This window comes from Leisingera sp. ABM4_103 (assembly GCF_056158685.1).
The window spans coordinates 331,178-356,346 of the sequence record NZ_JBSWTU010000005.1 but is presented as its reverse complement, the minus strand read 5'-3'; the positions used below and the strand labels follow the sequence as shown (position 1 = coordinate 356,346).

26 protein-coding genes and 1 pseudogene are annotated in these 25,169 nt (G+C 63.4%); 15 read left to right on the top strand and 12 right to left on the bottom strand.

What is annotated here, in order from left to right:
* Nucleotides 1-83: 83 nt before the first annotated feature.
* Nucleotides 84-275, bottom strand: coding sequence for a Flp family type IVb pilin (locus ACXAED_RS03430; protein WP_475046903.1), 192 nt, complete (start codon nucleotides 273-275; stop codon nucleotides 84-86).
* Nucleotides 276-679: 404 nt separating this feature from the next.
* Between ACXAED_RS03430 and ACXAED_RS03425 the strand changes: the two genes are divergently transcribed.
* Nucleotides 680-1,438, top strand: coding sequence for a lytic transglycosylase domain-containing protein (locus tag ACXAED_RS03425; protein WP_475053000.1), 759 nt, complete (start codon nucleotides 680-682; stop codon nucleotides 1,436-1,438).
* An 11-nt stretch (nucleotides 1,439-1,449) separates the two neighbouring features.
* On the opposite strand, the gene ACXAED_RS03420 is transcribed toward ACXAED_RS03425, so the two are convergent.
* Complete coding sequence (locus ACXAED_RS03420; protein ID WP_475046901.1) at nucleotides 1,450-2,019, bottom strand: TetR/AcrR family transcriptional regulator; 570 nt, start codon at nucleotides 2,017-2,019, stop codon at nucleotides 1,450-1,452.
* Nucleotides 2,020-2,432: 413 nt separating this feature from the next.
* Between ACXAED_RS03420 and ACXAED_RS03415 the strand changes: the two genes are divergently transcribed.
* Nucleotides 2,433-2,555: a hypothetical protein gene (locus tag ACXAED_RS03415; RefSeq protein ID WP_475046899.1), complete on the top strand. Its 123-nt coding sequence runs from the start codon at nucleotides 2,433-2,435 to the stop codon at nucleotides 2,553-2,555.
* 186 nt (nucleotides 2,556-2,741) lie between these two features.
* On the top strand, nucleotides 2,742-3,218 hold the full coding sequence (locus ACXAED_RS03410) for a hypothetical protein (RefSeq protein ID WP_475046897.1): 477 nt from the start codon (nucleotides 2,742-2,744) through the stop codon (nucleotides 3,216-3,218).
* Nucleotides 3,219-3,296: 78 nt separating this feature from the next.
* Here the strand turns inward: ACXAED_RS03410 and ACXAED_RS03405 are convergent, their stop codons facing one another.
* The 5 genes from ACXAED_RS03405 to tldD all read right to left on the bottom strand — a co-directional run bounded on the left by ACXAED_RS03405 (nucleotide 3,297) and on the right by tldD (nucleotide 10,641).
* Nucleotides 3,297-3,923 carry a CoA transferase subunit B gene (locus ACXAED_RS03405; protein ID WP_475046895.1) on the bottom strand — a complete coding sequence of 209 codons (627 nt, stop codon included), beginning with the start codon at nucleotides 3,921-3,923 and terminating at the stop codon, nucleotides 3,297-3,299.
* A 3-nt stretch (nucleotides 3,924-3,926) separates the two neighbouring features.
* Nucleotides 3,927-4,631, bottom strand: coding sequence for a CoA transferase subunit A (locus ACXAED_RS03400; RefSeq protein WP_475046893.1), 705 nt, complete (start codon nucleotides 4,629-4,631; stop codon nucleotides 3,927-3,929).
* 345 nt (nucleotides 4,632-4,976) lie between these two features.
* A complete protein-coding gene (gene topA, locus ACXAED_RS03395; RefSeq protein ID WP_475046891.1) occupies nucleotides 4,977-7,625 on the bottom strand; it encodes a type I DNA topoisomerase in 2,649 nt (882 codons plus the stop codon).
* 175 nt (nucleotides 7,626-7,800) lie between these two features.
* Nucleotides 7,801-8,979: a DNA-processing protein DprA gene (gene dprA / locus ACXAED_RS03390; protein WP_475046890.1), complete on the bottom strand. Its 1,179-nt coding sequence runs from the start codon at nucleotides 8,977-8,979 to the stop codon at nucleotides 7,801-7,803.
* 240 nt (nucleotides 8,980-9,219) lie between these two features.
* Complete coding sequence (tldD, locus tag ACXAED_RS03385) at nucleotides 9,220-10,641, bottom strand: metalloprotease TldD (RefSeq protein WP_475046888.1); 1,422 nt, start codon at nucleotides 10,639-10,641, stop codon at nucleotides 9,220-9,222.
* 193 nt (nucleotides 10,642-10,834) lie between these two features.
* Here tldD and coxB point away from each other — a divergent pair, with 193 nt between their 5' ends.
* The 11 genes and pseudogenes from coxB to ACXAED_RS03330 all read left to right on the top strand — a co-directional run bounded on the left by coxB (nucleotide 10,835) and on the right by ACXAED_RS03330 (nucleotide 20,915).
* Nucleotides 10,835-11,680: a cytochrome c oxidase subunit II gene (coxB, locus tag ACXAED_RS03380; protein ID WP_475046887.1), complete on the top strand. Its 846-nt coding sequence runs from the start codon at nucleotides 10,835-10,837 to the stop codon at nucleotides 11,678-11,680.
* Nucleotides 11,681-11,774: 94 nt separating this feature from the next.
* Nucleotides 11,775-12,716, top strand: coding sequence for a heme o synthase (cyoE, locus tag ACXAED_RS03375; protein ID WP_475046885.1), 942 nt, complete (start codon nucleotides 11,775-11,777; stop codon nucleotides 12,714-12,716).
* A 1-nt stretch (nucleotide 12,717) separates the two neighbouring features.
* Nucleotides 12,718-12,882: a cytochrome C oxidase assembly protein gene (locus ACXAED_RS03370; RefSeq protein WP_475046883.1), complete on the top strand. Its 165-nt coding sequence runs from the start codon at nucleotides 12,718-12,720 to the stop codon at nucleotides 12,880-12,882.
* A complete protein-coding gene (locus ACXAED_RS03365; protein ID WP_475046882.1) occupies nucleotides 12,882-13,469 on the top strand; it encodes a cytochrome c oxidase assembly protein in 588 nt (195 codons plus the stop codon). Before ACXAED_RS03370 ends, ACXAED_RS03365 begins: the two co-directional genes overlap by 1 nt.
* 23 nt (nucleotides 13,470-13,492) lie before the next feature.
* Nucleotides 13,493-14,302, top strand: coding sequence for a cytochrome c oxidase subunit 3 (locus ACXAED_RS03360; protein ID WP_475046880.1), 810 nt, complete (start codon nucleotides 13,493-13,495; stop codon nucleotides 14,300-14,302).
* Between the two features lie 116 nt (nucleotides 14,303-14,418).
* Nucleotides 14,419-15,081 carry an SURF1 family protein gene (locus ACXAED_RS03355; protein ID WP_475046878.1) on the top strand — a complete coding sequence of 221 codons (663 nt, stop codon included), beginning with the start codon at nucleotides 14,419-14,421 and terminating at the stop codon, nucleotides 15,079-15,081.
* Nucleotides 15,082-15,098: 17 nt separating this feature from the next.
* Nucleotides 15,099-16,487, top strand: a complete 1,389-nt coding sequence (gene thrC, locus ACXAED_RS03350; protein WP_475046877.1) for a threonine synthase — start codon at nucleotides 15,099-15,101, stop codon at nucleotides 16,485-16,487.
* Nucleotides 16,484-17,746, top strand: a complete 1,263-nt coding sequence (locus tag ACXAED_RS03345) for a M16 family metallopeptidase (protein ID WP_475046875.1) — start codon at nucleotides 16,484-16,486, stop codon at nucleotides 17,744-17,746. Before thrC ends, ACXAED_RS03345 begins: the two co-directional genes overlap by 4 nt.
* Nucleotides 17,746-18,337: pseudogene (locus ACXAED_RS03340) on the top strand (GNAT family N-acetyltransferase). Before ACXAED_RS03345 ends, ACXAED_RS03340 begins: the two are co-directional and overlap by 1 nt.
* Nucleotides 18,338-18,630: 293 nt before the next feature.
* On the top strand, nucleotides 18,631-19,455 hold the full coding sequence (locus ACXAED_RS03335) for an MBL fold metallo-hydrolase (protein WP_475046873.1): 825 nt from the start codon (nucleotides 18,631-18,633) through the stop codon (nucleotides 19,453-19,455).
* A 41-nt stretch (nucleotides 19,456-19,496) separates the two neighbouring features.
* On the top strand, nucleotides 19,497-20,915 hold the full coding sequence (locus tag ACXAED_RS03330) for an FAD-binding oxidoreductase (RefSeq protein ID WP_475046871.1): 1,419 nt from the start codon (nucleotides 19,497-19,499) through the stop codon (nucleotides 20,913-20,915).
* A 234-nt stretch (nucleotides 20,916-21,149) separates the two neighbouring features.
* Here ACXAED_RS03330 and ACXAED_RS03325 read toward each other — a convergent pair whose 3' ends face one another.
* Together ACXAED_RS03325 and ACXAED_RS03320 are read right to left on the bottom strand one after the other, a co-directional pair.
* Nucleotides 21,150-21,689, bottom strand: a complete 540-nt coding sequence (locus tag ACXAED_RS03325; RefSeq protein WP_008556837.1) for an adenine phosphoribosyltransferase — start codon at nucleotides 21,687-21,689, stop codon at nucleotides 21,150-21,152.
* Between the two features lie 117 nt (nucleotides 21,690-21,806).
* Nucleotides 21,807-21,938 carry a hypothetical protein gene (locus tag ACXAED_RS03320; protein ID WP_475046869.1) on the bottom strand — a complete coding sequence of 44 codons (132 nt, stop codon included), beginning with the start codon at nucleotides 21,936-21,938 and terminating at the stop codon, nucleotides 21,807-21,809.
* A gap of 127 nt (nucleotides 21,939-22,065) precedes the next feature.
* Between ACXAED_RS03320 and ACXAED_RS03315 the strand changes: the two genes are divergently transcribed.
* Complete coding sequence (locus ACXAED_RS03315) at nucleotides 22,066-22,236, top strand: hypothetical protein (RefSeq protein WP_475046867.1); 171 nt, start codon at nucleotides 22,066-22,068, stop codon at nucleotides 22,234-22,236.
* A gap of 29 nt (nucleotides 22,237-22,265) precedes the next feature.
* Here the strand turns inward: ACXAED_RS03315 and ACXAED_RS03310 are convergent, their stop codons facing one another.
* The 3 genes from ACXAED_RS03310 to ACXAED_RS03300 form a co-directional block, all read right to left on the bottom strand.
* Nucleotides 22,266-23,276: a DUF418 domain-containing protein gene (locus ACXAED_RS03310; protein ID WP_475046865.1), complete on the bottom strand. Its 1,011-nt coding sequence runs from the start codon at nucleotides 23,274-23,276 to the stop codon at nucleotides 22,266-22,268.
* Between the two features lie 120 nt (nucleotides 23,277-23,396).
* Nucleotides 23,397-24,260, bottom strand: coding sequence for an S-methyl-5'-thioadenosine phosphorylase (locus ACXAED_RS03305; protein WP_475052999.1), 864 nt, complete (start codon nucleotides 24,258-24,260; stop codon nucleotides 23,397-23,399).
* 305 nt (nucleotides 24,261-24,565) lie between these two features.
* Entirely contained in the window at nucleotides 24,566-25,120 is a 555-nt protein-coding gene (locus tag ACXAED_RS03300; protein WP_475046863.1) for an invasion associated locus B family protein, read from the bottom strand.
* Between the last annotated feature and the right edge of the window lie 49 nt (nucleotides 25,121-25,169).

The following is a 25,169-nucleotide window of genomic DNA, read 5'->3' as shown; positions in this document are numbered from 1 at the left end:
GGGCGGCGAATACCCGCAAACAGCAAAACGGCCGCCCTGCGAACAGGGCGGCCAATGCTCAGGCAAATGCTGTGCAGCGTAGCTTAGGTGCCGCTGCCGTTCGGGTTTTTGCCGTCCATGAAGGTGTTGGTGTTGCTGGCCAGGTCGGATGCACCGTCCTGGATGGCCGTGTAGACAACGCCGCCCAGAGCAGCAACGGCTGCGGTCAGCACAACCCAGTCAACGGTCACGGCGCCGGATTCGTCTTTGCGGAAGTTTTTGAAGAATTTGATCATGGCTTGGTCCCTCCAAAGGATCTCAGAATTTGCTTTATCCCGCCTTCTCGCCAGGGTCCGCTCTCTCACCTGCTTGACCTCTGTCCGGCTTGGATGAGCTTATATAGCCAGCCCAGCGTGGCAGGATTTGGGCTGAAAGCCGGAAATTGCCGCCCCAATTTTACTTTTCAGCAAGAATTTCGGCACCTGCTTGATTTTGCTGGATTAATTTTTTGTTACCGCGTTGGGCCGCGTGGCATTTCCGCGCCAGGCGCAGGGAAATATGGCGATTGCGCCAGATTCTGGGGGCCAAGCCTGGTTTTCAGCAGTAATTTTCCGAGTCTGAGCGGACAAAAAAACCTCTGGCAGGCAGAACATTGGCATTCCGTAACGCGATATTGGCACTGGCAGCCTATGCCGTGCCCATGGCGGCCTGGGGGCAGGACGCGCCGCAAGAACCGTTCCCCCAGTTTGAGGCAAAGCGGGTCAAACCGCCCGCACCCGGCGCCAGCAAGCGTATTACAGTGCAAATCGAGCCGGAACCGCAAACGGAAGCCGCCGCTCCGTTGCCGGACCTGGTAGACGATGCCGCGCAGCCCGCCGGACGCTACGGATGGTTCTGGAACAAGATTTCCCCCGGTTTGGAGCAGAGCGGGCCGGGCCGTCTGGACGATGCCCTGCAGGCGCTGGCAGGGGCCAAGGGGCTTGCGGCGCCGCGGCTGCAGCTGATGCAGGAAATCGCCCAGACCCGCGGAATCCAGATCCTGACCGAAAGCGCCAGCACCCAGGTCTCGCCTGCTTTGGTGCTGGCAGTGATCGCTGTCGAATCCGCGGGCAAGGCAGATGCCGTCAGCTCCGCCGGCGCCCAGGGGCTGATGCAGCTGATGCCGGACACCGCGGCGCGATTTGGCGTGACGGACGCTCTGGAAGCGCATCAGAACATTTCGGGCGGCATCCGCTATCTCGACTGGCTGATGGGGGAGTTCGGCGGCGACCCGATACTGGTGCTGGCCGGATACAATGCAGGCGAGGGCGCGGTGCGCAGCCACCAGGGCGTGCCTCCCTTTGCCGAAACCCGTGATTACGTGCCAAAGGTCCTGGCCGCCTATCAGGTGGCCCGCGGCCTTTGCCTGACCCCGCCGCAGCTGATTTCGGACGGCTGCGTGTTCCGGGTGATGAACTAAGCCAGCCCGGTTCAGCCCTCCGCCAGATAGGGCTGCAGCAGCATCCGGGCGGTGTCCCGCGCGTCCCCAGCCGGATCCGGGGTCACCGACATGGCCGCCAGAACGATTGCGCCTTCCTTCAATGTTAAAAGCTGACGGGCCAGTCCTGCGGGGGCGGGCGCACCGGCTGCTTTGGCCAAGCCGGTTAAATGCTCCAGCAGCAGTTGCTTGTGCTCCGTAGACTGCAGATACACCGGATGAGTCCGGCTCTGGAACTCGGCGCTGGCTTTTATGAACATGCAGCCTGCAAATTCCGGCTTCCCGAACCATTCGCCAAGAGCGGTGAAAACCGCAAGCAGCTGCCCGGCCGGAGTGTTAGATAAAGCCTCCATCCGGCTGAACAGCCAACTGCGGAAATTATCGTCCCGCAGGCGCAGCACGGCAATAATCAGGTCGTCCTTGGTGCGGAAGTGCTTGTAGATCGAGGTCTTGGAGATGCCGGTTTCCTCGACCAGCATGTCCATGCCCGTTGCGTGGAACCCGTTTCGGTAAAAGACCTCCAGGGCATTGCTGACCAGTTCGTCTCGCTTGTTGGGGCGCATAATTCGTCCTCAGGTGTACCGTTCGGTACATATTGACGTCGGGATTGCGCGGCAAATCAAAATAATTTTTGCCGTAACACAAGGGCGTTAGGGCCAGACGCCGCTCTTCAGCCTTGGGCGGGTGAAAATTCCCTTGATTATAAGTACCGATCGGTACACTTTACTGAGGTGAGTTTACAGATCGGTACACTTTGTTAGGGGAACTGGAATGAGACGTCTTTTCAAACCGATGGCTTCACCGTTCGGGCCGGTGATACTGGCTGCCTGCATTGCTGCTGCGCTGACGGCACCGGACGCGGGGACACGACCGAATGAGGCCTCCGGCACCGGCGTGCAATTCAGTGCAGGAGGGACCAAGGCATGATCAGACAGCCGGCGATGAATTGCGCGCGCCGTTGCGCGGGGGCTCACCCATGAAACGGGATATTCTCATGGCGGCACTGGCCGCTGTTCTTGCCGGCGGCGTTCTGCTGCCGGTGACACTGCCGCGCGCGCCCGCTGGGGCGGACGCTATCCAAGTCCCGAGCGGCGGCTGAAGCTGAGCAGTTGCTCAAGCTAACGGAGCCTCTGAAGCGAACCGGTGCAGTGGATAATCTGCCGTACAGAGGTTCGCAGCGGCCCGATTAACGGAGTTTTTTTGCAAAAAGCCTGCCATCTGCCCCGGGCCGCCGGTATGGTGGCCTGAAGCATATTTTTTAGCTCAAATTTTTGGAGAAAATGATTTGGATTTGGGATTTAACCCATCGGAAATTGCCGTGGGCGCGCAAAGTCTTAATGGGAAGCTTCTGTTATTCGCCCTGCTGGCTTTCATCGGTTTTTTCGGGCGCATGGTCTTTACCGCCTTCGGGCCGCAGTTGGCGGAGTTCAATCCGTTCCGGAACTTCTCTGGTGTGGGGTTCATCCTGCTGGCGGCGGCGCTGTTTGCAGGGGCCCTCTACGTCTCCGGCAAGCAGACCAAGGCAATGGTTCTGTTCAAGAGCAATCTGGTGGACCCGGTCATCGTCACCTTGCTGGGACGTGACAGTTGCGACCCGGCCGATGGCAGCTATTGCGTGGTAGTGTTCGAAGACGGGCAGGAAAAGATTGTCAATTGGCACGATAAGCGCGTCTACATGTGGGAGATCGTGAACCCGCAGGAAGGCGCCGTCTGGCACACGCTGCGGCCGCGTCCGCGTCCAGGAGCAGCCGCCGGGGCGTGACAGCTATGACGACCCGCGACAAGAAAAGACCCGCCGGTATCCGGCGGGCCTTTTTTGCCAGTCAGCTCTATTCCAAGATCAGCCGACGATTGTGGCCTCAGTGGAGCTGCGCAGTTCCTCTTCGCTGACACCCTCGGCCAGTTCGACGATCTTCAGCCCGCCATCAACGACATCCAGAACGCCCAGGTTGGTGATGATTTGGTCGACCACGCCCTTGCCGGTGAGCGGCAGGGTGCATTCCTTCAGCACCTTGCTGTCGCCATGCTTGTTGGTGTGGTCCATCACCACGATCACGCGGCCGACGCCTGCGACCAGATCCATGGCGCCGCCCATGCCCTTGACCAGCTTGCCCGGGATCATCCAGTTCGCCAGGTCGCCTTTCTCATCGACTTCCATTGCGCCCAGGATCGCGGCCGCGATCTTGCCGCCGCGGATCATACCGAAGGACGTGGCGCTGTCGAAATAGGAGGTGCGCGCCAGCTCGGTGATGGTCTGCTTGCCCGCGTTGATCAGGTCCGGATCCTCCTCGCCCTCATAGGGGAAGGGGCCCATGCCCAGCATGCCGTTCTCCGACTGCAGGGTGATGTCCTTGTCGCCCACATAGTTCGCCACCAGCGTCGGAATGCCGATGCCGAGGTTCACATACATGCCGTCGTCCAGTTCCTGCGCGGCGCGCTCGGCCATTTGGTTGCGGTCCCAAGCCATGGTTTAAGCCTCCTCACGCTTGCGGGTGGTGCGCTGCTCAATGCGCTTCTCGTGCGCGCCCTGGATGATGCGGTGCACGTAGATGCCCGGCAGGTGGATCTGGTCGGGGTCAAGCTCGCCGCGCGGCACGATTTCTTCCACTTCTGCCACGCAGATCTTGCCGCACATGGCAGCAGGCGGATTGAAGTTGCGGGCGGTCTTGCGGAAGATCAGGTTGCCGGTGTCATCCGCCTTCCAGGCCTTGACGATGGAGAGATCGGCAAAGATGCCTTCCTCCAGGATGTAAGTCTCGCCGTTGAAGTCCTTGTGCTCCTTGCCCTCGGCGATCACGGTGCCGACACCGGTTTTGGTGTAGAAGCCCGGAATGCCGCAGCCGCCGGCGCGCATACGCTCGGCCAGGGTGCCTTGGGGGTTGAATTCCAGCTCCAGCTCACCCGACAGGTACTGGCGCATGAATTCCGCGTTCTCGCCCACATAGGAAGAGATCATCTTCTTCACCTGCTTGGTCTGCAGCAGGATGCCGATGCCGAAATCGTCAACGCCGGCATTGTTGGAGGCAAAGGTCAGGTCCTTGGTGCCTGCGTCCTTGATCGCTTGCAAAAGAAGTTCGGGGATGCCGCAGAGGCCAAAGCCCCCCGCGGCGATAAGCATGCCGTCGTGAAGCAGCCCGTCGAGCGCTTCGGCGGCGTTGGCGTAAACCTTTTTCATGGAGTTCTCCCAACAACTACCGTTTGACAGTGGTTCTGACGCCGGGGCGGGCACAAGTCAACGATACGGAGAAGTGTGCGTATTTCTACGGAGGGGTGCGCTCCCGCGCCTTCCCAGCACCTCTGCCTGCGGCGAGACGCCGTCAGCCTTGGGCGTGGCGCCGCTGCGCGGCGCAAGGGGGATTGGCTGAGATGCCGTTTCAGGACAGGTTTGCCCTTAAACGGCATCTGCCAGTGCAGAACAAAAGGGGATTGAAGGGCAGCCCGCGCCGCGTTAGCGGCGCTGGGCCCAACGGGGAGGGCGCATGCCGATGCGCCCGGAGCCGGCGGGAGCGCGCCGGTCCGGTCACTCCTTGGCGGCGGCCTTCTTCGGGGCGGCTTTCTTCTTGGCCGCGGTTTTTTTGGCGGCGGCTTTCTTCTTGCCGCCCTTGGACGCTTTCTCGGAAATCAGCTCAACCGCCATTTCCATGGTCACGTCCTTTGGCTCCACGTCCTTGGGCAGGGTGGCGTTCACCTTCTCCCATTTGACGTAGGGCCCATAGCGGCCGTCCATGATGTTCACCGCGCCGCCGCTTTCGGGGTGCTCGCCCAGCTCCTTCAGCGGCTTGGCAGCCGCGCGGCTGCCGCGGCGGCCGGGGTTGGCGCGCTTCTCCGCCAGCATCTCAACCGCCCGGTTCATGCCGATCTCAAAAACGTCCAGCGTCTCCTTGAGGTTCACATAAACCGGCTTTTCCTCATCGGGCAGCTGGTGCGCGATGTAGGGGCCGAACCGTCCCAGGTTGGACTGAATTGCACCGCCGTCCGGATGCTGCCCGATTTCGCGCGGCAGAGTCAGAAGGGTCAGGGCCTGCTCCAGAGTGATCTCATTCGGGCCCCAGCCCGGCAGGAAATCCTTGCCCTGCTTTGGCAGAGAGGAGCGCGGCGGCTTCTTGTTCTCGGGCGTTGCTTCGCCGCGCTGGACATAAGGCCCGAAGCGGCCGGATTTCAGATGAATTTCATCGCCGTCATCCTCTCCCAGGACGCGCTCATAGCCTTCGGCGCCTTCGCCGGAAATCGGGCGGGTGTAGTTGCACTCAGGGTAGTTGCCGCAACCGACAAAGCCGCCGGTGCGCGAGGTCTTCAGGTGCAACTGGCCCTGGCCGCATTTCGGGCAGATGCGCGGATCGGTTCCATCCTCGCGCGGCGGGTACAGCTGGGGCGCCAGCGCGTCATCCAGAACATCCAGCACTTCGGTGATGCGCAGCTCGGATGTCTCGGCAATAGCGGCGGAGAAATCGCGCCAGAACTTGCCCAGGAGATCCTTGTAATCCCGGTCGCCGGCACTCACGTCGTCCAACTCTTCTTCCAGGTTTGCGGTGAACTCGTAGCCCACGTATTTGCGGAAGAAATTCAGGAGGAAGATCGTGACGATCCGGCCCTTGTCCTCGGGGAACAGGCGGTTCTTTTCCTTGCGGACGTATTCGCGGTCCTGGATTGTGGTGATCACGGACGCATAGGTCGAGGGGCGGCCGATGCCCAACTCTTCCATGCGTTTGACCAGCGTCGCCTCGGTATAGCGCGGCGGCGGCTGGGTGTGGTGCTGCAGCGCCAGCACCGCGCCGTCATCAGACAGGACAGAGGCGTCCTTGCCGGCCTTTTCGGCCTGCGCCGCCAGCGAGGAGGCGAACTTCATCGCCTCGCCTTCCATGATCTGCGGCAGGCGCTTGTCGTCCTCATCCGCGACGTCATCGCGGCCTTCCTCATAGACCCGCATGAAGCCGTCAAACAGCACCACCTGGCCGGTTGCGCGCAGCACGACCTGCTGGTCGTCCGAGCCGATATCGACGGTGGTGCGCTCCAGCCGCGCGCCTTCCATCTGGCACGAGAGCGTCCGCTTCCAGATCAGGTCATAAAGCTTGCGCTGATCGTCATCCGTGACCTTCAGCGCCTTGGCATCGCGGCTCATGTCCGTCGGGCGGATACATTCGTGCGCTTCCTGGGCGTTCTTGGCCTTGTTCTTATAGATCCGCGGCGAGGAGGGGACATATTCGGCGCCGTAGCGCTTCTCGATCTCGGCGCGGGCCTCCTGTACGGCTTCCGGCGCCATGTCGATGCCGTCGGTCCGCATATAGGTGATGTAGCCCGCCTCATAGAGCCGCTGCGCTGCGTTCATGGTCTGGCGCGCGCCCATGCCGAATTTGCGGCTGGCCTCCTGCTGCAGGGTGGAGGTCATGAAGGGGGCGGAGGGGTTGCGGGCCGCAGGCTTGGCCTCGACCGACAGTACCTTGAGGCTGCGCGAGGCTACGGCCTGAACCGCCAGCTCGGCTGCGGTAGAATTCTTGAGGCTGTATTTGTCGAGCTTTTCGCCGCCCAGCACGGTCAAGCGCGCCTCGAACTCCTGGCCGCGCGGGGTCGCCAGCTGAGCGCGCACGGACCAGTATTCCTGCGGGTTGAAGGCCTCGATCTCCATCTCGCGTTCGACGATCAGGCGCAGGCAGACCGATTGCACCCGGCCCGCTGAACGCGCGCCAGGCAGTTTGCGCCACAGCACCGGCGACAGGTTGAAGCCCACCAGATAATCCAGCGCCCGGCGTGCCAGATACGCCTCGACCAGCGGCATGTCGACCTGGCGCGGGTTGCGCATCGCCTCGGTCACCGCTTCCTTGGTGATCGCGTTGAAGGTCACCCGGCTCACGGCGGTGTCCTTCTTGATCGAACGCCGCTTGGTGAGCGCTTCCTGCAAATGCCAGCTGATCGCCTCGCCCTCGCGGTCGGGGTCGGTCGCGAGAATCAGCGCATTATCGTCTTTCAGCGCATCGGCGATCGCTTTCACGTGCTTGCGGGAATCGTTGGCGACTTCCCAGGTCATACCGAAATCCGCGTCCGGATCGACCGAGCCATCTTTTGCCGGCAGGTCGCGCACGTGTCCGTAAGACGCCAGAACCGTATAGTCGGAGCCAAGATATTTATTGATTGTTTTTGCTTTGGCCGGGGATTCGACAACAACTACTGGCATAAATTCTGATACCTCTTCGGACCACTTCTGCGGGTTCTATGGCGGGGCAACATGTGGGGCGCAAGAGGCGATTGTCAATCCGGGTGCATTGGACGCGGCTGCAGAACGGCCGTCTGCGCCAGCCTTCTGCCGCCCGTTCCAGCGGATGGGCCTGGGCAGGAAAGGCTGCGTGTGGTCATTCTTCGCCGTCCGGAAAAGCCTTGGAAAGCAGCCCCCCAGGGTGGCGGTGGATTGTGCCTTCCAGCTCCAGATCCGTCAGCGCCGGCGCCAGCTCATGCGGCGGCAGGGACAGGTCGCGCAGCAGCTCGGTCTCGGAGGTGGGGGAGGGGCCCAGCCGGCCCAGGATCTGCTGATGCAGGGCGTTGGTCTGCGCCAGGCTGCGCCGCTGGGGCGGTGGCGGGGGCAAACTCGCCAAGGCTTCTTGCAGGCTGTCCGCCGCAGCAGGCGCCGGCAGCGGATCCTGCTGCGGCAGCGCCTCCAGAACGTCGGCGGCGTCGCGCACAAGCATGGCACCGTCCCGGATCAGCCGGTTGCAGCCGGAGCTGCGGGCATCGAATGGATGGCCGGGCACCGCCAGCACCTCGCGCCCGTAATCCAGCGCATCCTGGGCGGTGATCAGGCTGCCGGACTTCGCCGCTGCCTCCACCACCACGACGGCGCGGGACATGCCGGCGATGATGCGGTTGCGTTTCGGAAAATCGCGCGCCTGCGGTGTCAGGCCCATGGGCTGTTCCGACAGCCGGAGGCCGGTTTCGCAGATATCTTCGGCCAGCTTGGCGTTTTCTGCGGGGTAGATGACGTCAACGCCACCTGCCAGCACTGCAATGGTGCCGGTTTTCAGCGCCGCCTGATGCGCCGCGGTATCGACACCGCGGGCCATGCCGGAAACCACGGTGCAGCCTGCCTCCCCCAGGTTCTGCGCCAGCGACCGGGCCATCCGCAGCCCCAGGGAAGACGCGTTGCGCGCCCCGACCATGGCAACCATCGGGCGCCTCAGCACAGACAGGTCGCCGATGGCCCACAGCAGGGGCGGGGCATTCTTCAGCCCGGCCAGGAGTTTGGGATAGTCAGGGTCCGAAAAGCACAAAAGCCGCGCTTTGGCGGCTTTTGCGGCCTTAATTTCGGCGTCCACCGCTTTGGCAGGGCATGTTTCATACCCTTTTATGCCTGCGGAGCGTGCCACTTCGGGCAGCGCATCCAGCGCGTTCTGCGCTGAACCGTATTCAGCGAGCAGCCGGTGAAACGTCACCGGGCCGACCCGCTTGGAGCGCAACAGGCGAAGCCATGAAAACTGAGTGTCTTCCGTGGTGGGTGGGAGTGGGGGGTGAGTGGAAGAATGTGCTTCTTCAGTCATCCGCAGCTCCGCCTGTTTGCAGGATTAGAATTAACCCTTTGCCGGTTAACAGTTGGTGAACGGCAGAGAGTTTTCGGCCAATACCCTGAAAATTTTCCTAAGTGTCGAAAACAAATGGAGAATTGCAATCCGGCCTGAGTTCGAAGACTTCTTGTTCCGGTAGAAAAGGCCGGAAACACTGGCTTCCGGCCCGGAAATTTGCGGCAAAATCATGATTTTGCCGAGTTTTTGCGGACTGATTCAGGCGGCCGATCCGCCCACGGTCAGCCCGCCCATCAGCACCGAGGGCTGGCCGACACCCACTGGAACCCATTGCCCGGCCTTGCCGCAATTGCCCATGCCGGGGTCCAGCGCCATGTCATTGCCAAGGCCGCGAATCTGCTTGAGCGCAGTGGCCCCGTCGCCGATCAGCGTGGCTCCCTTAACCGGTGCGCCGACTTTGCCGTCCTTCACCCGGTAGGCCTCGGTGCAGGAGAACACGAACTTGCCATTGGTGATATCCACCTGGCCGCCGCCAAAGCCCACCGCCCAGATGCCGTCCTTGATCCCGGCCACCAGATCACCGGGGTCGGCGCTGCCGCCCAGCATGTAGGTGTTGGTCATCCGCGGCATCGGCGCATGGGCATAGCTTTGGCGCCGCCCGTTGCCGGTGGGGGAAACCCCCATCAGCCGCGCGTTCTGGCGGTCCTGCATGAAGCCGACCAGAATGCCGTCCTCGATCAGGGTGGTTTTCTGGCTCGGCGTGCCCTCGTCATCGACGGTGATCGAGCCGCGCCGGTCCGGGATTGTGCCGTCATCCAGCACGGTCACGCCCTTGGCCGCGATCTGCTGGCCCATTAGCCCGGCAAAGGCCGACGAACCCTTGCGGTTGAAATCGCCCTCCAAACCGTGGCCGATCGCCTCGTGCAGCAGGATGCCGGGCCAGCCCGGTCCAAGCACCACGTCCATTTCGCCCGCCGGGGCGGGGACCGCGTCCAGGTTGACCAGCGCAATGCGCAGCGCCTCCTTCACCTGGGCCTGCCAATGCTTGGGGTCGACCAGCCCATCCAGGCCCAGCCGCCCTCCGCCGCCCGCCGAGCCGCTCTCGCGGCGGCCGTCCTTTTCGACGATCACCGACACGTTGAGCCGCGCCATCGGGCGGGTGTCGCGCACCCGCACCCCGTCAGCGCGCAGGATCTCCACTTCTTGCAGTGAGGCGGCCAGTGACGCGGAAACCTGAACCACGCGTTGATCCAGATCACGAGCATAGGCATCAATTTCGCGCAATGTCTCCACCTTCACCGGAAACGGCATGGCGCTGATCGGATCGGCATCGGTATAGAGCTTCTTGTTGGTCGCCTGCGGCGCGTCCGAGTAGGTGCCGCCGCCCTCGCCAACGGCCAGCTTGGCCGTCTCCGCCGCCCGCTTCAGCGACGCGATCGAGACATCGGTGGAATGCGCATATCCGGCCACATCGCCGTTAACCGCCCGCAAACCAAAGCCCTCGGACGCATCATAACTGGCGCTGCGCAGCCGCCCGTCATCAAAGGACAGGGCCTCCGACTTGCGGCGCTCGGCAAAGATCTCGCCATCCTCCGCACCATTCAGCGCGTCCCGCAGGGCGGCCAGCGCCTCATCCTCCGGAAGCGCGGTTTCAAAGGGTCGGAAGGCTGGGTTTTCCATGGCACGGTCCTCAGATTTTTTTGATCTAAATCAAGAAAGCGACGGTTTGACGCTTGGCTGCCTCTTTATCTGTACGCCCGAATATGATTTTAAGCGGCGTCAAAGACAACGGGGCTGGTGCGTTTTGTGGAATCATTGATTCCCCCCATTCGTGCTGCCGCAGAAAAATGCGATCAACCGATCAGGACAGAACATGAAAAACGCTTTGATGCTTTCGGGCCTTTTTGCCGGCCTTTCGAGCCTTCCAGCAATGGCGCAAGAAGGTCTGGAAACCATTGGTAAGCCGGTTGACGGCGGACTGAACTTCCAGCCGGCGGCGACCTCGCTGGCGGAAGGCCTGCAGCGCCTGGACTACATGATCCTGGTGATCATCACCGTGATCTGCGTGTTTGTTGCGGGCCTGCTGCTGTGGGCGATCCTGCGGTTCAACCGCCGCGCCAACCCGACCCCGGCCAAGTTCACCCACCACACCCCGATCGAGATTGCCTGGACCGTGATCCCGATCCTGATCCTGGTCTTCATCGGCTCCTTCTCGCTGCCGCAGCTGTTTGCCCAGCAGGAGATTCCCGAAGGCGACATCAACATCAAGGTGACCGGCTATCAGTGGTACTGGGGCTATGAGTACACCGACCACGAGTTCGGGTTCGAAAGCTTCCTGCTGCCCAAGGACCAGCTGGCCGCAAACGGCTATGCCGAAGACGAGTACCTGCTGGCCACCGATACCGCCGTTGTCGTGCCGTCGGGCAAGACCATCGTGATGAACGTGACCGCGGCGGACGTGATCCACTCCTGGACCATCCCGGCCTTCGGCGTGAAGCAGGACGGCGTTCCGGGCCGTCTGGCTCAGCTGTGGTTCAAGGTCGATGAAGGCAAAGAAGGCATCTACTTCGGTCAGTGCTCCGAGCTGTGCGGCAAGGACCACGCCTACATGCCGATCACCGTCAAGGTCGTGACCCAGGAAGAGTATGACGCCTGGCTGGAAGGCGCCAAGGAAGAGTACGCGGGCATTCCGCAGGCCTACCAGGTCGCTTCCAACTGATAGCTGGCAAGCGGGGCGCGAGCCGCCCCATCTGCCGCAATGACAAGACCAGGGTGCGCAGCGATGCGCACCTGTTGCCGCCAAAGGACCCAAGATGAGCGACGCAAGCATCAACGCAAGCCGGGCATATGAGGACGAGGCCAGCTTTGGCGATTACTTCGCCCTGCTGAAACCCCGTGTCATGTCGCTGGTGGTGTTCACCGCTTTGGTCGGGCTGCTGGCCGCACCCGTCTCCGTGCATCCCGTCGTCGGTTTCTGCGCCATCCTTTTCATCGCCATCGGCGGCGGCGCCTCCGGTGCGCTGAACATGTGGTGGGACGCCGATATCGACAAGGTGATGAAGCGCACCAAGGGCCGCCCGATCCCCGCCGGCAAGGTGGAGCCGGGCGAGGCGCTTGCACTGGGCTTGGCGCTGTCAGGCCTGTCGGTGATCATGCTGGCGCTGGCCGCTAATGTCTTTGCCGGCGCGTTCCTGGCCTTCACCATCTTTTTCTACGTGGTGGTCTACACCATGTGGCTCAAGCGGGCGACGCCGCAGAATATCGTCATCGGCGGTGCCGCGGGGGCCTTCCCGCCGGTGATCGGCTGGATTGCCGCCACCGGCACCATGTCGGTTGAGCCCTGGCTGATGTTCCTGCTGACCTTTATGTGGACGCCGCCGCATTTCTGGGCGCTGGCGCTGTTCATGCGGTCTGACTATGACGACGCGGGCGTGCCGATGCTGACCGTGACCCATGGCCGCCGCGCCACCCGTGTCCATATCCTGGTCTACACCGTGCTGCTGGCGCTGCTGGCCGTCGGCACCGCGTTTTCCGGCATTGGCGGCCCGCTTTACCTGGCCGCGGCGCTGGTGATGAACGCGCTGTTCCTGCACGGCGCCTGGAAGATCACCCGCCGCGACGAGGACGATTCCGAGGCCGATAACTTCAAGGTCGAGCGCAGCTTCTTCAAACTGTCGCTGCTCTATCTGTTCCTGCACTTCGGCGCGATCCTGGCCGAAGCGCTGCTGAAGCCCTACGGGCTGGGAGGCTGGTAACATGGCACTGCGCAAGGAACATGAAATCCACAAGCGCCGGTCGGGCCGCAACATCGGCGTGGGCGTCCTGCTGGCCGCCTTCGTGGTGCTGATCCTGGCCCTGACCATGGTCAAGGTCACCTCCAACGGCTTCTCTTTCCCCGACACTCAGGCGGAGCAGAACTGATGGCGATGAAAGGTCCCCAGAAAACCGTTCTCCAGCTGGTCGGCGTTGTCGTCCTGATGGGCGGCCTGTCCTGGGCCTCGGTGCCGTTTTACGACTGGTTCTGCCGGGTCACCGGTTTTGGCGGCGTGACCGGCGTGGCCAGCACCGGCTCCGACACCATTCTGGACGAAACCATCACGGTGCGCTTCGACGGCTCCAAGCAGCGCGGCATGCCGTGGGAGTTCAAGCCGGTCCAGCGCGAGATGGAAGTCCGGCTGGGCGAAACCGGCCTGGCCTTTTACGAGGCCTACAACCCGACCGACCGCCCGGTGGCGGGGCAGGCGTCGTATAACGTGGCGCCTTATCAGGCCGGCGGGTTCTTTTCGAAAATCGACTGCTTCTGCTTTACCGAGCAGGTGCTTCAGCCGGGGGAGCGGGTTCAGATGCCCGTGACCTTCTATGTGGATCCCGAAATCATTGACGACCGGGACGCAAAATACGTGCATACGATCACGCTGTCGTACACGTTCCATGAAATCGATCTGCCCGAGGGCTATGCCGCCCTCGACACCGGGGATGGCACCGGGGCAGGCACAACAACGAACTAGGCCGCTAGGTGAGGGACACTTAAATGGCGCACGCTAAAAATCACGATTATCACATTCTGCCGCCGTCGATCTGGCCGCTGGCCGCTTCGGTGGGCACTTTCGTCATGCTGGTTGGCGCAGTGTTCTGGATGAAGGGCATCACCGCCTGGCCGTTCTGGATCGGCTTTGTTGCGGTTCTGTACTCCGCCTTTGCCTGGTGGTCCGAAGTGGTGGCCGAAAGCCGCCAGGGCGACCACACGCCGGTGGTGCGCATCGGCCTGCGCTACGGCTTCATCCTGTTTGTGATGTCCGAGGTGATGTTCTTCTTCGCCTGGTTCTGGTCGTTCTTCAAACACGCCATGTACCCGATGGAGACCTACGTCGGCACCGAATACGTGGCGCCGGAAATCTACGCGGTCGACCCCTTCCACCTGCCGCTGATCAACACCCTGATCCTGCTGCTGTCCGGCTGTGCAGTGACCTGGGCGCACCACGCGCTGGTTCACAACAACGACCGCAAGGCGCTGATCCAGGGCCTGGCCATCGGTATCGCGTTCGGCATCGCCTTCACCTTCCTTCAGGGCTATGAATACGCGCACCTGCTGCACGAGGGCTGGAAGTTCGGCGAAGACGAGTTCTACTCGAACTTCTTCATGGCCACCGGTTTCCACGGCTTCCACGTGGTCATCGGCACCATCTTCCTGACCGTCTGCCTGATCCGCGCGATGAAGGGCGACTTCACCCCGGAGCAGCACGTCGGCTTCGAGGCCGCCGCCTGGTACTGGCACTTCGTGGACGTCGTCTGGCTGTTCCTGTTCGTGGCCGTCTACATCTGGGGCACTTCCGGCCTGTAATAGGCGGTTTGTAACGGTTACATGTTTGCGGTTGATTATCCGCAAGCTTGAAGTCACACACGGGGCGCGCAAGGAGTTACCTTGCGCGCCCTAAGTTTTGAAGCGGAGCAGCGTCGATGCGGCGTGTCATCTTCCTGTTGATCATCAGCGGCGCGGGCCTGGCTATTCTGATCGGCCTCGGCACCTGGCAGTTGCAGCGCAAGGCCTGGAAGGAAGACCTGCTTCAGACGATTGAGGCCAACATCGCGGCTGCACCGGCGGCTTTGCCGCAGGTCCCGGCGAAGGAACGAGACCGTTACCGGGCCGTCACTGTTGAAGGTGAGATTGAAGGCAATGCGCTGCATGTGTTCTGGGTCACCAAAGACGCCGAGACGGGGTACCGGATCATTGCCCCTTTCGTGACCACCGATGGTCGGCGTGTCCTGTTGGATCGGGGCTTCATCCCTGCCGCTGAAAAGGGCACATCTCTCACCATCGGGCAGGCTACAGTCACCGGCAATCTTCTCTGGCCGGATGAGGGCGACTGGACCACCCCCGCGCCGGAAGTGGACACTAATATCCTCTATGCCCGGGACGTTGCCTACATGGCAGAGCGCCTGAACACCGAACCCGTATTGATTGTCGCCCGCAGCGCAACGCCTGAGGCCGCGGTCACTCCGCAAGCCGTGACAACTGCGGGCATCCCGAACAACCACTTGCAATATGCGATCACCTGGTTTTCGCTGGCCTTTATCTGGGCGGCGATGACCATCTATTTCCTGCGGCGCAGCCGCCCCTGAACCAAAGAGCTAAGGCGATGAAATATATCTCGACCCGGGGCCAAGCGCCCGAGCTGACCTTTGAAGACGCGATGCTGACGGGCCTCGCCCGCGATGGCGGCCTGTATGTGCCGGCGGAAATTCCGCAGATGTCCCAGGACGAGATCGCGGCGCTGGCTGGCCTGTCCTATGAGGAAACCGCCTTCCGCGTCATGCGCCCCTTCCTCGGCGACTGCTTCACTGATGACGAGTTCCGCGGCATCATCGCCCGCGCCTATGAGGGCTTCGGCCATGCCGCCCGCGCGCCGCTGAAGCAGCTGGCGCCCAACCACTTCCTGCTGGAGCTGTTCCACGGCCCGACGCTGGCGTTCAAGGACTTTGCGATGCAGCTGATCGGCCAGCTGTTCCAGACCGCCCTGGAACGCCGCGGCGACCGGGTGACCATCGCCGGTGCCACCTCCGGCGATACTGGCTCTGCCGCCATGGAAGCCTTTCGGGGCCTGAGCAACGTGGATGTCTTCATCCTCTACCCGCATGGCCGTGTGTCGGAAGTGCAGCGCCGCCAGATGACCACGCCGCAGGACAAGAACGTACACGCGCTGGCCGTCGATGGCGACTTCGACGACTGCCAGGCCCGTGTGAAGGACATGTTCAACGATTTCGACTTCCGCGATGGGGTGAAACTGGCGGGCGTCAATTCGATCAACATCGCGCGCGTACTAGCGCAGGTGGTCTATTACTTCTCCTCCGCCGTTTCGCTGGGGGCACCGCACCGCAAGGTGAGCTTCACCGTGCCCACCGGCAACTTTGGCGACATCTTCGCAGGCTTCATCGCCAAGCAGATGGGCCTGCCGATCGACCAGTTGGTGGTCGCCACCAACCAGAACGACATCCTGCACCGCTGCCTGTCGGGGCAGGGGTATTACAAAGGCGACACCCAGCCCTCGATCTCGCCGTCGATGGATATTCAGGTCTCCTCGAACTTCGAGCGCGCCCTGTTCTACGCCTACGGCGAGGACAGCAAGGCAGTGGCACTGCTGATGGACGAGCTGAAGAACGGCGGCTTTGACGTGTCGCAGGGGGCGATGCAGGCGCTTGCGGAGAATTACGAATCCGGCCGTACCTCCGAAGAGGAAACCCTGGCCACCATCAAATCCGAGCTGGCGTCTTCGGGTGAGCTGATCTGCCCGCATGGCGCCGTTGCCGTGAAAGTGGCGAATGAGCACCGCAAGGCCGACGTTCCGATGATCACGCTGGCCACCGCGCACCCGGCGAAATTCCCGGCAGCGGTCGAAGACGCCAGCGGCATTCATCCGCCTCTTCCCCCGCGCATGGCGGACCTGTATGACAGGCCGGAACGGGTCACCCGGATCGCCAATGATCTGGCTGCCCTTGAGGATCACATCAGAAAGAACATCGCGAATTGACAGTTCAGCAGCACACACTCGCCAACGGGTTCCGCATCGTCTCCGAGCATATGCCGGGACTGGAATCCGCGGCGGTCGGGATCTGGGTCACTGCCGGCGGCCGCCACGAGCGGCTGGAACAGAACGGCATTGCCCATTTCCTGGAGCACATGGCCTTTAAGGGCACCAAGCGGCGCTCGGCCCTGCAGATCGCCGAGGAAATCGAGGATGTGGGCGGCTACATCAACGCATACACCTCGCGCGAAGTGACAGCGTATTACGCCCGTGTGCTCAAGGATGACGTGCCGCTGGCCGTGGATGTGATCGGGGACATCCTGCTGAATCCGGTGTTCGACCAGCGTGAGATCGAGGTTGAGCGCGGGGTGATCCTGCAGGAGATCGGCCAATCGCTGGACACGCCCGACGACGTGATCTTTGACTGGCTGCAGGAGGAAAGCTACCGCGGCCAGCCGCTGGGCCGGACCATCCTCGGTCCGGCGGAGCGGGTCCGCAGCTTCTCCCGCGAAGACCTGCAGGGGTTCGTTTCGGAGCATTACGGCCCTGGGCATATGATACTAGCCGCTGCTGGTGGTGTGGACCATGACACGCTGGTCAAGCTGGCGGAGCAGATGTTCGGCCATATGGAGGCCAAGCCGGATTTCACCGCAGAAGGCGCACAGTTCACCGGCGGCGAGGCGCGGCAGGTAAAGGATCTGGAGCAGGCGCATTTCGCGCTGGCTTTTGAGGGCCCCGGCTACCGCGATCAGTCGATGTACACCGCGCAGATCTATGCCAGTGCGCTTGGCGGCGGCATGTCCTCGCGGCTGTTCCAGGAGGTGCGCGAGAAGCGCGGCCTCTGCTATACGATTTTCTCTCAGGCCGGCTCTTATGCCGATACTGGCTCGATGACCGTCTATGCGGGCACCTCCGGTGAGCAGCTGGCAGAGCTGGCGGGCATCACCATCGACGAGATGAAGCGCGCCGCGGATGATATGAGCGACGCTGAGGTCGAGCGCGCCCGCGCCCAGATGAAGGCCGGGATGCTGATGGGGCTGGAAAGCCCCTCCAACCGCGCCGAGCGGCTGGCGCGGCTGGTGCAGATCTGGGGCAAGGTGCCGTCGCTGGAACGCACGGTGGAGCGGATTGACGCGGTAACGACCAAGGACGTGCGCGAACTGGCCGAAACCATGGCGGTGACGGCGCCTGCGGCGCTGGCGCTTTATGGCCCAGTGGACGGTGCGCCTGCGCTGGAGAGGCTGCAGGAGAGGCGCGCCGCCTGATGCTGCTCACCCGCCGCAAGGTCCGCATCGAAACCGAGCGCCTGACCCTCAGGCCGCCGGTGCATGCGGATTTTCACGGCTGGGCGGCGCTCAGGCTGCAAAGCCAGGCCTATCTCACCCCGTGGGAGCCGAGCTGGGCGGCGGATCACCTCAGCCGCAAGAGCTTTACTAACCGGGTCTATTGGGCGCGCCGCTCGGTATCCTCCGGCTCAGCCATGCCGCTGTTCCTGATCCGCCGGTCGGACCAGGTTCTGGTGGGGGCGATCACGCTCGACAACATCCGCCGCGGCCCGGCCCAGGCCTGGCACGCTGGGTTATTGGACGGGCCAGCCGTTTGCCCGCCAGGGCTACATGCGAGAGGCGATCGGCGCAGTGGTGCATCACGCGTTCACCAAGCTGGACCTGTCCCGGATCGAGGCCGCTTGCCTGCCGGAAAACCAGGCCTCCCGCGGGCTGCTGGAGAAATCCGGCTTCAAGTATGAGGGCGTTGCCCAGTCTTACCTGCAGATCAACGGCCGTTGGCGCACCCATGTGCTTTACGCCGCGCTGCGCCACGACCGCCGTGGCAAGACTTTGGCCGGCCAGGCTTAAGCAGGGGTCGCCCCGTAAAGCGCAAAGGCTCTCGCCCGTCGCTGGTGCATTGAACGTTCACCGCTCCCGTTGGGCCTGGCGCCGCACCTGCGGTGCGGCGCCTCCCGGCCTTCCGGCCTCGCGACCGGGCGTCTTGGTTTTCCGCCGGCTGCGGCCTCGCCGGGCCGCAGGCCCGGCGCCACGCCCAACAGCAAGGCGGAATTTCCAATTCAGCCGGAGCGGGCGGGAGTGCCCTGGCAGGTTTTTCGAGCTTGGGGGCTGACAGCGGTGGATTGCGCCCTAGAACCTGCTTCATGCGCGCGCTCTGCTGTCTCCTTTGGCTGATCCTCTGTGCCAGTGCCCTCCACGCTCAGGAGCGGCGGCCCAGCCACTGCATCGCGCTGGCACAGGAAACGCCCGGCCTGAGCTACCTGCACAGGGCCAGCTGGCAGGACCCAGTGACCAAGGACAGCGTGCTGATCCGGTATATCGCCCATGCCTCCTTTCTGCTGCGCACAGAAGGCGGGCTGAACGTGGTCACCGATTTCACCGGTTTCACCGGGTCTGCACCGCTGATCCCCGATGTGGTCACCATGAACCACGCGCATGAAACCCATTGGACCGCGCACCCCGACCCGGCGATCCCGCATGTGCTGGAGGGCTGGGGGCCGTTCGGCGCGGGAATCGACCATCACCTCGACCTGGGCGAGATGCTGATCCGCAATGTCCCGACCGATATCCGCAACATGTTCGGCGGGGTGGAGCTGCGGGGCAACTCGATCTTTGTGTTCGAGGCCGCGGGCCTTTGCATCGGCCACCTGGGCCACCTGCACCATGTGCCGACGCCGGAACAATACGCCGCGCTGGGGCGGCTGGATGTGGTGATGGCGGCGGTGGACGGCGGCATCACCCTGCCGCTGGATCAGATGCTGGAGGTGCTCGGGCGGCTGCGGTCCTCTGTCATCATCCCGATGCATTGGTTCAGCGACTATTCTCTGGACCGCTTTCTGGCCCGCATTGGACCGGAGTTCGATGTGGTCGATGACGGCAGCAGCACGCTCACCGTCTCGCTGCGCAGCCTGCCCAGCCGCCCGACCATTTATGTGCTGCGTCCCAGGTACCTGCAGGACGGGGAATGAGCCTGCTTGCCAGCCGCCGGGCCTTGCGGCATGGATAAGGCATGAGCCTGACCCCCGCCGACCCCGCCTTTGCCGCCCGTCTCTCCGCCCTGCTGCCCGAAGGCATGCTGCGCCAGCCGGAGCCGCGCCACCTGGAGGAGCCGCGCGGGCGCTATCAGGGGCAGGCCGGCATGCTGGCGCTGCCGCAAAACGTGGAGCAGGTCTCAGTTTTGGTTCGCGAGGCCAATGCCGCCCGGGTGCCGGTGGTCCCCTACGGCGGCGGCACCGGGCTGGTCGGCGGCCAGGTGATGCCGGAGGGCCCCGCGCCGCTGCTGCTGTCGCTAGAGCGGATGACCGCGATCCGCGCAGTCCACCCGCAGGAAAACGTGATCATCGCCGAGGCCGGCGCCATACTGGCGGACGTTCAGGCCGCGGCGCGGGATGCCGGACGGCTGTTCCCCCTGTCGCTGGCAGCGGAAGGCTCGGCCCGGATCGGCGGCAACCTCTCGACCAATGCGGGCGGCGTCAACGTGCTGCGCTACGGCAATGCCCGGGACCTCTGCCTGGGGCTGGAAGCGGTGCTGCCGACGGGTGAGATCTGGCACGGGCTGTCGCGGCTGAGGAAGGACAACACCGGCTACGACCTCAAGAACCTGCTGATCGGCGCGGAAGGCACCTTGGGGGTGATCACCGCTGCGGCCCTGAAACTGTCGCCGGTCCCGGCGGGGCAGGGCACGGCGATTTTCACCGTGACAGACCCGGAAGCGGCCATCGCGCTGCTGGCACTGGCCCGGGATCAGGCAGGGGAGGCCGTCAGTGCCTTTGAACTGATCCACCGGCAAGGGCTGGAGTTTCTTGCCGAAACCCAGCCGCAGGTGCGCCAGCCGTTTGCCCGGGCGCCGGAGTGGTCGGTGCTGATCGAACTCGGCCTGCCGCGCGGTCTGGACCCGGAAACTGCCCTGGCAGAGCTGTTCGCGGCGGCGGAACAGGCCGGACTCGCCGAGGATGGCGTCATTGCCCAGTCCGAAGCGCAGCGGCAGGCGCTGTGGTCGCTGCGCGAGCATATCCCGGTCGCCAACAAGGCGATCGGTGCGGTTTCCAGCCATGACATCTCCGTACCGATCTCGGAAATCCCGGCGTTCATCGAGCGCGGCCGTGAAGCTGTGGCGGCCTTGGGCGCATTCCGCATCAATTGTTTCGGCCACTTGGGCGACGGCAACTTGCACTACAATGTGTTCCCGCCCAAAGGCCGCAAGCGGGACGACTACGACCACCTGCGCGGCGCCGTTAAGGAGGCTGTGCATGATCTGGTCCACAGCTTTGGCGGTTCGTTCAGCGCTGAGCACGGCGTAGGGCGAATGAAGACCGGCGATTTGGAGCGTTACGGCGATCCGGTCAAGCTGGCGGCCATGCGGGCCATCAAGCAGGCGCTTGACCCGAACGGGATCATGAACCCGGGCGCGGTGCTGCGGGCCGTCTGATTTCTCTGTAGCAGGAAAGGCTCCCGCACCCTCGGCTGCCCGGCTGCGCCGGACCGCCTGGCGGATTTGGGCCCGGCGCCGCGCAGATGCGCGGCGCGCCTTTCAGGTGCCCTTCCGGGGCTCCTGAAAGGCCATGCCTAACCGGCAAAGCCGTTTTCAAAGAAAATGGCGCAGGGCGGGCGGGAGAGCCGCGCCGTCAGCGCTTAACGCACGGGGCCGTTTGACAGGTCCGGCTCAGAGGCCTTCGAACTCGCAGAGGACGTGCACGTCCATGCCCATGCTCTCCAGCAGTTTGCGGCCGCCCAGCTCCGGCAGGTCGACGATGAAGGAGCAGGACACGATCTCGCCGCCCAGCCGCTCGATCAGCTTGATGCCTGCGCCTGCGGTGCCGCCGGTGGCCAGCAGGTCGTCAACCACCAGAATCTTCTCGCCCGGCTTGATCGCGTCATCGTGGATTTCCACGATCGCCTCGCCGTATTCCAGCTTGTATTCTTGGCTGATGGTGGTGCCGGGCAGCTTGCCCTTCTTGCGGATCGGCACGAAACCGACGCTCAGCTGATGCGCAATTGCGCCGCCCAGGATAAAGCCGCGCGCCTCAAGCCCCACAACCTTGTCGATCTGCTCGCCTGCGTAGGGGTGCAGCATCTGGTCGATCGCCATGCGGAACCCACGCGGGTCGGCAAAAAGGGTGGTCACATCGCGGAACATGATCCCTTCATGCGGGAAGTCGACGATGGTGCGGATGTAATCCTTGACGGCGGTCTTCTTGGGCATCGGCTTGGCTCCCCTTGGCGCATCGGTTCCGGCGGCCCGGCAGCGCTGCCGGGCACAGGGGGTTTGGCCGAAGCCGCGCCATCATGCAAGGGGGAACCGGCCGCCAAGCCGGTGACGTTACTTTGCGTGCCGGATTTTCCGCCGCGAGAGGTAGCTGCGGTAGAGGCTTTCCGGAATCCAGGCCAGATGCGCGCGGCGCCAGTCGCGGCGGCGCAGGACAAGAAGACTTTGGGCGGCATTGATGTTCATGGTAGATCTGCCTCGACTGTTTAACATTACACTGGTTTTGCGCAGCTTCAGGCGGCTGCGGGGGTATATTAAATGTATATACAAATGCGCCGCAAATCAACGTCGCGGCACAGAGGGGAGCAGACGGGTGGCCAAGAAGGATAAGAAGGCCGGCAAGAAAGACAGCCAGCTGATCCTGCGCCTGAACAAGGAGGACCGGGACGCTTTTGTCGAGTTGTGCAAGGACCTGGACACCTCGGCGGCGCGGGAGATCCGGCACTTCATCCGCAAGTTCCTGAAGGAAAACAGCAAACGCTAGTGGAGCAGCGGCAAGCTTGCCAGCGGACGTCATCGGGGAAAGCTGGTGCTCCAGCGCATCAGCGCCTCCAGCGGCCCGCGTTTGGCAAAGAGTTTCCAGACCCAGGCCGCCACCATGCACAGGGCGCAGAAGCCCAGCGAGTAGCCAAAGATCTGCTCAGCCGTCAGTGAGCCGTCAAGCTGCCCCATCGCCTCCAAGGTCCCCATGCCGAGCAGGATGTGCGCTGCATAGAGGCTGAGTGCCTGCTGACCCGGGGCGGCCAGCCATTCGGCAAGTCCTGCCTTGTCCAGCGCCGGGGTGATGGCGATCGTCAGCCCGATGACCGCCAGCGCGCTGCCGGAGGCCGCAAGGATGTAGAGCGGTCCGGGAGGAATGGCGCTAGTGCCCAGAAGCTCGGCCAGCTCCGGATCCTGCAACAGAAGCCCGGGCAGGGCCGCCAGCAAAGCGGCCGCTGCGCCCAACAGCACCAGGCGCGCCTGCACGGCCCGGCTCGCCAGGTTCAGGCGACCGATCCACATGCCCAGGAAGAGGAAGGCCGCCCAGGGAAACACGGGGTGCCAGCCGTTGAAGAAGGAATGCCGCAGGAAGCCTTCCAGCGTCCAGAACTCCGCGTAGGTCAGCGTCTCCCAGTTCCAATGCGCCTCGTAGTCCAGTGCCAGAAGGCTGATCAGGCCGATCAGCACCGTGCCGCCGGCAGCCCATATCAGCACCCGGCCGGAGGCTGTCAGGAAGGGCAGCGCCACCAGGAAGTAGAGCGCGTAGAAATGCAGGATGTCGGCGTCGAAGATGGTCAGGTTCAACAGGCCGATCAGGAACAGGAATACCGCGCGGCGGAACAGGGTTGCGCGGTCCGGCCTGCCGAGCGACAGGCCAACCCCCGCGAGGACGACGAACAGCGCCGCAGCCCTTCCCTCCAGACTGTTGGTGAACAGCGAGATGGCATCCGTGCCCGGGGTTACCTGCGCCGCGATCCGGAAGTTGACCAATACCATGCCGCAGAAGGCGAGGAAACGGGCGATGTCCAATCCGTGGAGGCGCATGAAATGGTCCTGAAATCCTGAGGCAAATCCTACCGTCCGATAAAGGTACCCGGTTGGCAAAAGAAAAGGGGCGGCACCTTGCGGCCCGCCCCGGAACTTTCAACCTGTTGCCGCTGGGGATCAGCCCAGCACCCGGCCCGCCACCGCGTCGAGTTTGGCCTGCAGCGCCGGATCCCGCCGCTCCGGCGCGGTCATGATGGCGTACTCTAGCGCCTTGTCGCAGCCGTGCGGGCAGTCCGCGCGCTGCTGTCCCAGAAGGTCGGGCAGGCGGCGCACCAGTTCGCGGGCGTTGGCGGAGTTGCCCTGCAAAGTCGCAATGATATCAGTTATTTCCACCGCGCCATGCTCCGGGTGCCAGCTGTCGTAATCGGTGACCATAGCGATGGAGGCGTAACACAGCTCAGCCTCGCGGGCGAGCTTGGCTTCGGGCATGTTGGTCATGCCGATCACGTCGCAACCCCATTGCTCGCGGTACATCTTGCTTTCCGCCATCGAGGAGAACTGCGGCCCTTCCATGCACAGGTAGGTGCCGCCGCGATGGATGTTGATGCCGGCATCCCTGCCTGCCGCCTCTGCCGCGTCCGACAGCCGCTCGCAGGTTGGGTGCGCGACGCTCACATGGGCGACGCAACCGGTGCCGAAGAAGCTCTTCTCGCGCGCAAAGGTCCGGTCAATGAATTGATCGACAACAACAAAATCGCCCGGCGCCATTTCCTCGCGGAACGAGCCGCAGGCGGAGACAGAGAACACGTCAGTCACGCCCAGCCGCTTCAGCGCGTCGATATTGGCGCGGTAGGGGACCTCGGTCGGGGAATGCACATGGCCGCGGCCGTGGCGGGGCAGGAAGGCCATCTTCACGCCGCCCAGAGAGCCGGTCAGAATGTGATCCGACGGCGCCCCCCAAGGGGTGTCGACCGAGACCCACTCGGCGCCTTCTAGCCCGTCGATCTCATAAATGCCCGAGCCGCCGATCACGGCAATCATGGTTTCACGGGTGTCTGTAGCGGTCACGTGCTGCCCTCCTGATGCTGTTGTTCGGGTTATGCGCAAGCGGGGCGGGATTTGGCAAGCCCGTGGAGATAAACAGGGGGTGACATGCGTGCACCCCCTGTGCACCCCCTGTACACCGGGCGGCTGCCGCAGAGGCTGGGATGCCTCCGGCGGGATACTTTTGGCAAGAGGAAAAGGCGGGGGCCACCTGCCGTTAGGCAGGCGAGTGCCGGGCGGGCGGGTTTGCTGCCATGCGGCCAAAAGCTTGGCATGGCAGCATTGCTGACCTTTCCCGGCGGTTATTCCACAAGACTGCGGGCCTTGGCAGCAGCCTGAAAATCGGCAAAGGCTGAATTGAACCCTTCGAGCGGCCAGGTGAGATCCTGCGCTTGACCGTGCCGGTCGCGGAAGGTGAAGCGGAAGGCGCCACCGCCCTTCATCTGCGCGATCAGCCTGTCCGCGCCCGCGCCGGTGAAGCTGCAGCTGAGGCCGGTCAGGCAGCCGGGGTGCAGGCTGCGCCAAGTGACCTCTCCCTCCTGTTCGATACGGAACCCGCCGGGGCTGAACAGGGTTCCGGGTTCGATGCCGAACTCCACTTTCCAGCCGTCCTCGTCTGGGGTGAGAAACAGGAACTGGCCGGCGAACTTGGGGCGCGGTGAAAACACATCCACCCAGCGGATGTAACAGCGCTGCATCAGCGCGCCAGCTTCCTCGCGCTCATCACAGACGGAGGTCCAGATGCCAAAGCTCTCATAGTGTTTGACCCGCCAGTCGCTGGCGGTGTCATTTCCGGCCCGGTCCTGCGCAACGGCAGGGGCGGCGGCGAGGGCAAGGCAGGCAAGCAGGATCCGCATCAATATTCCCCAAAGGAACTCACTGCGGTTGAACCTGTGTATGGCAGGC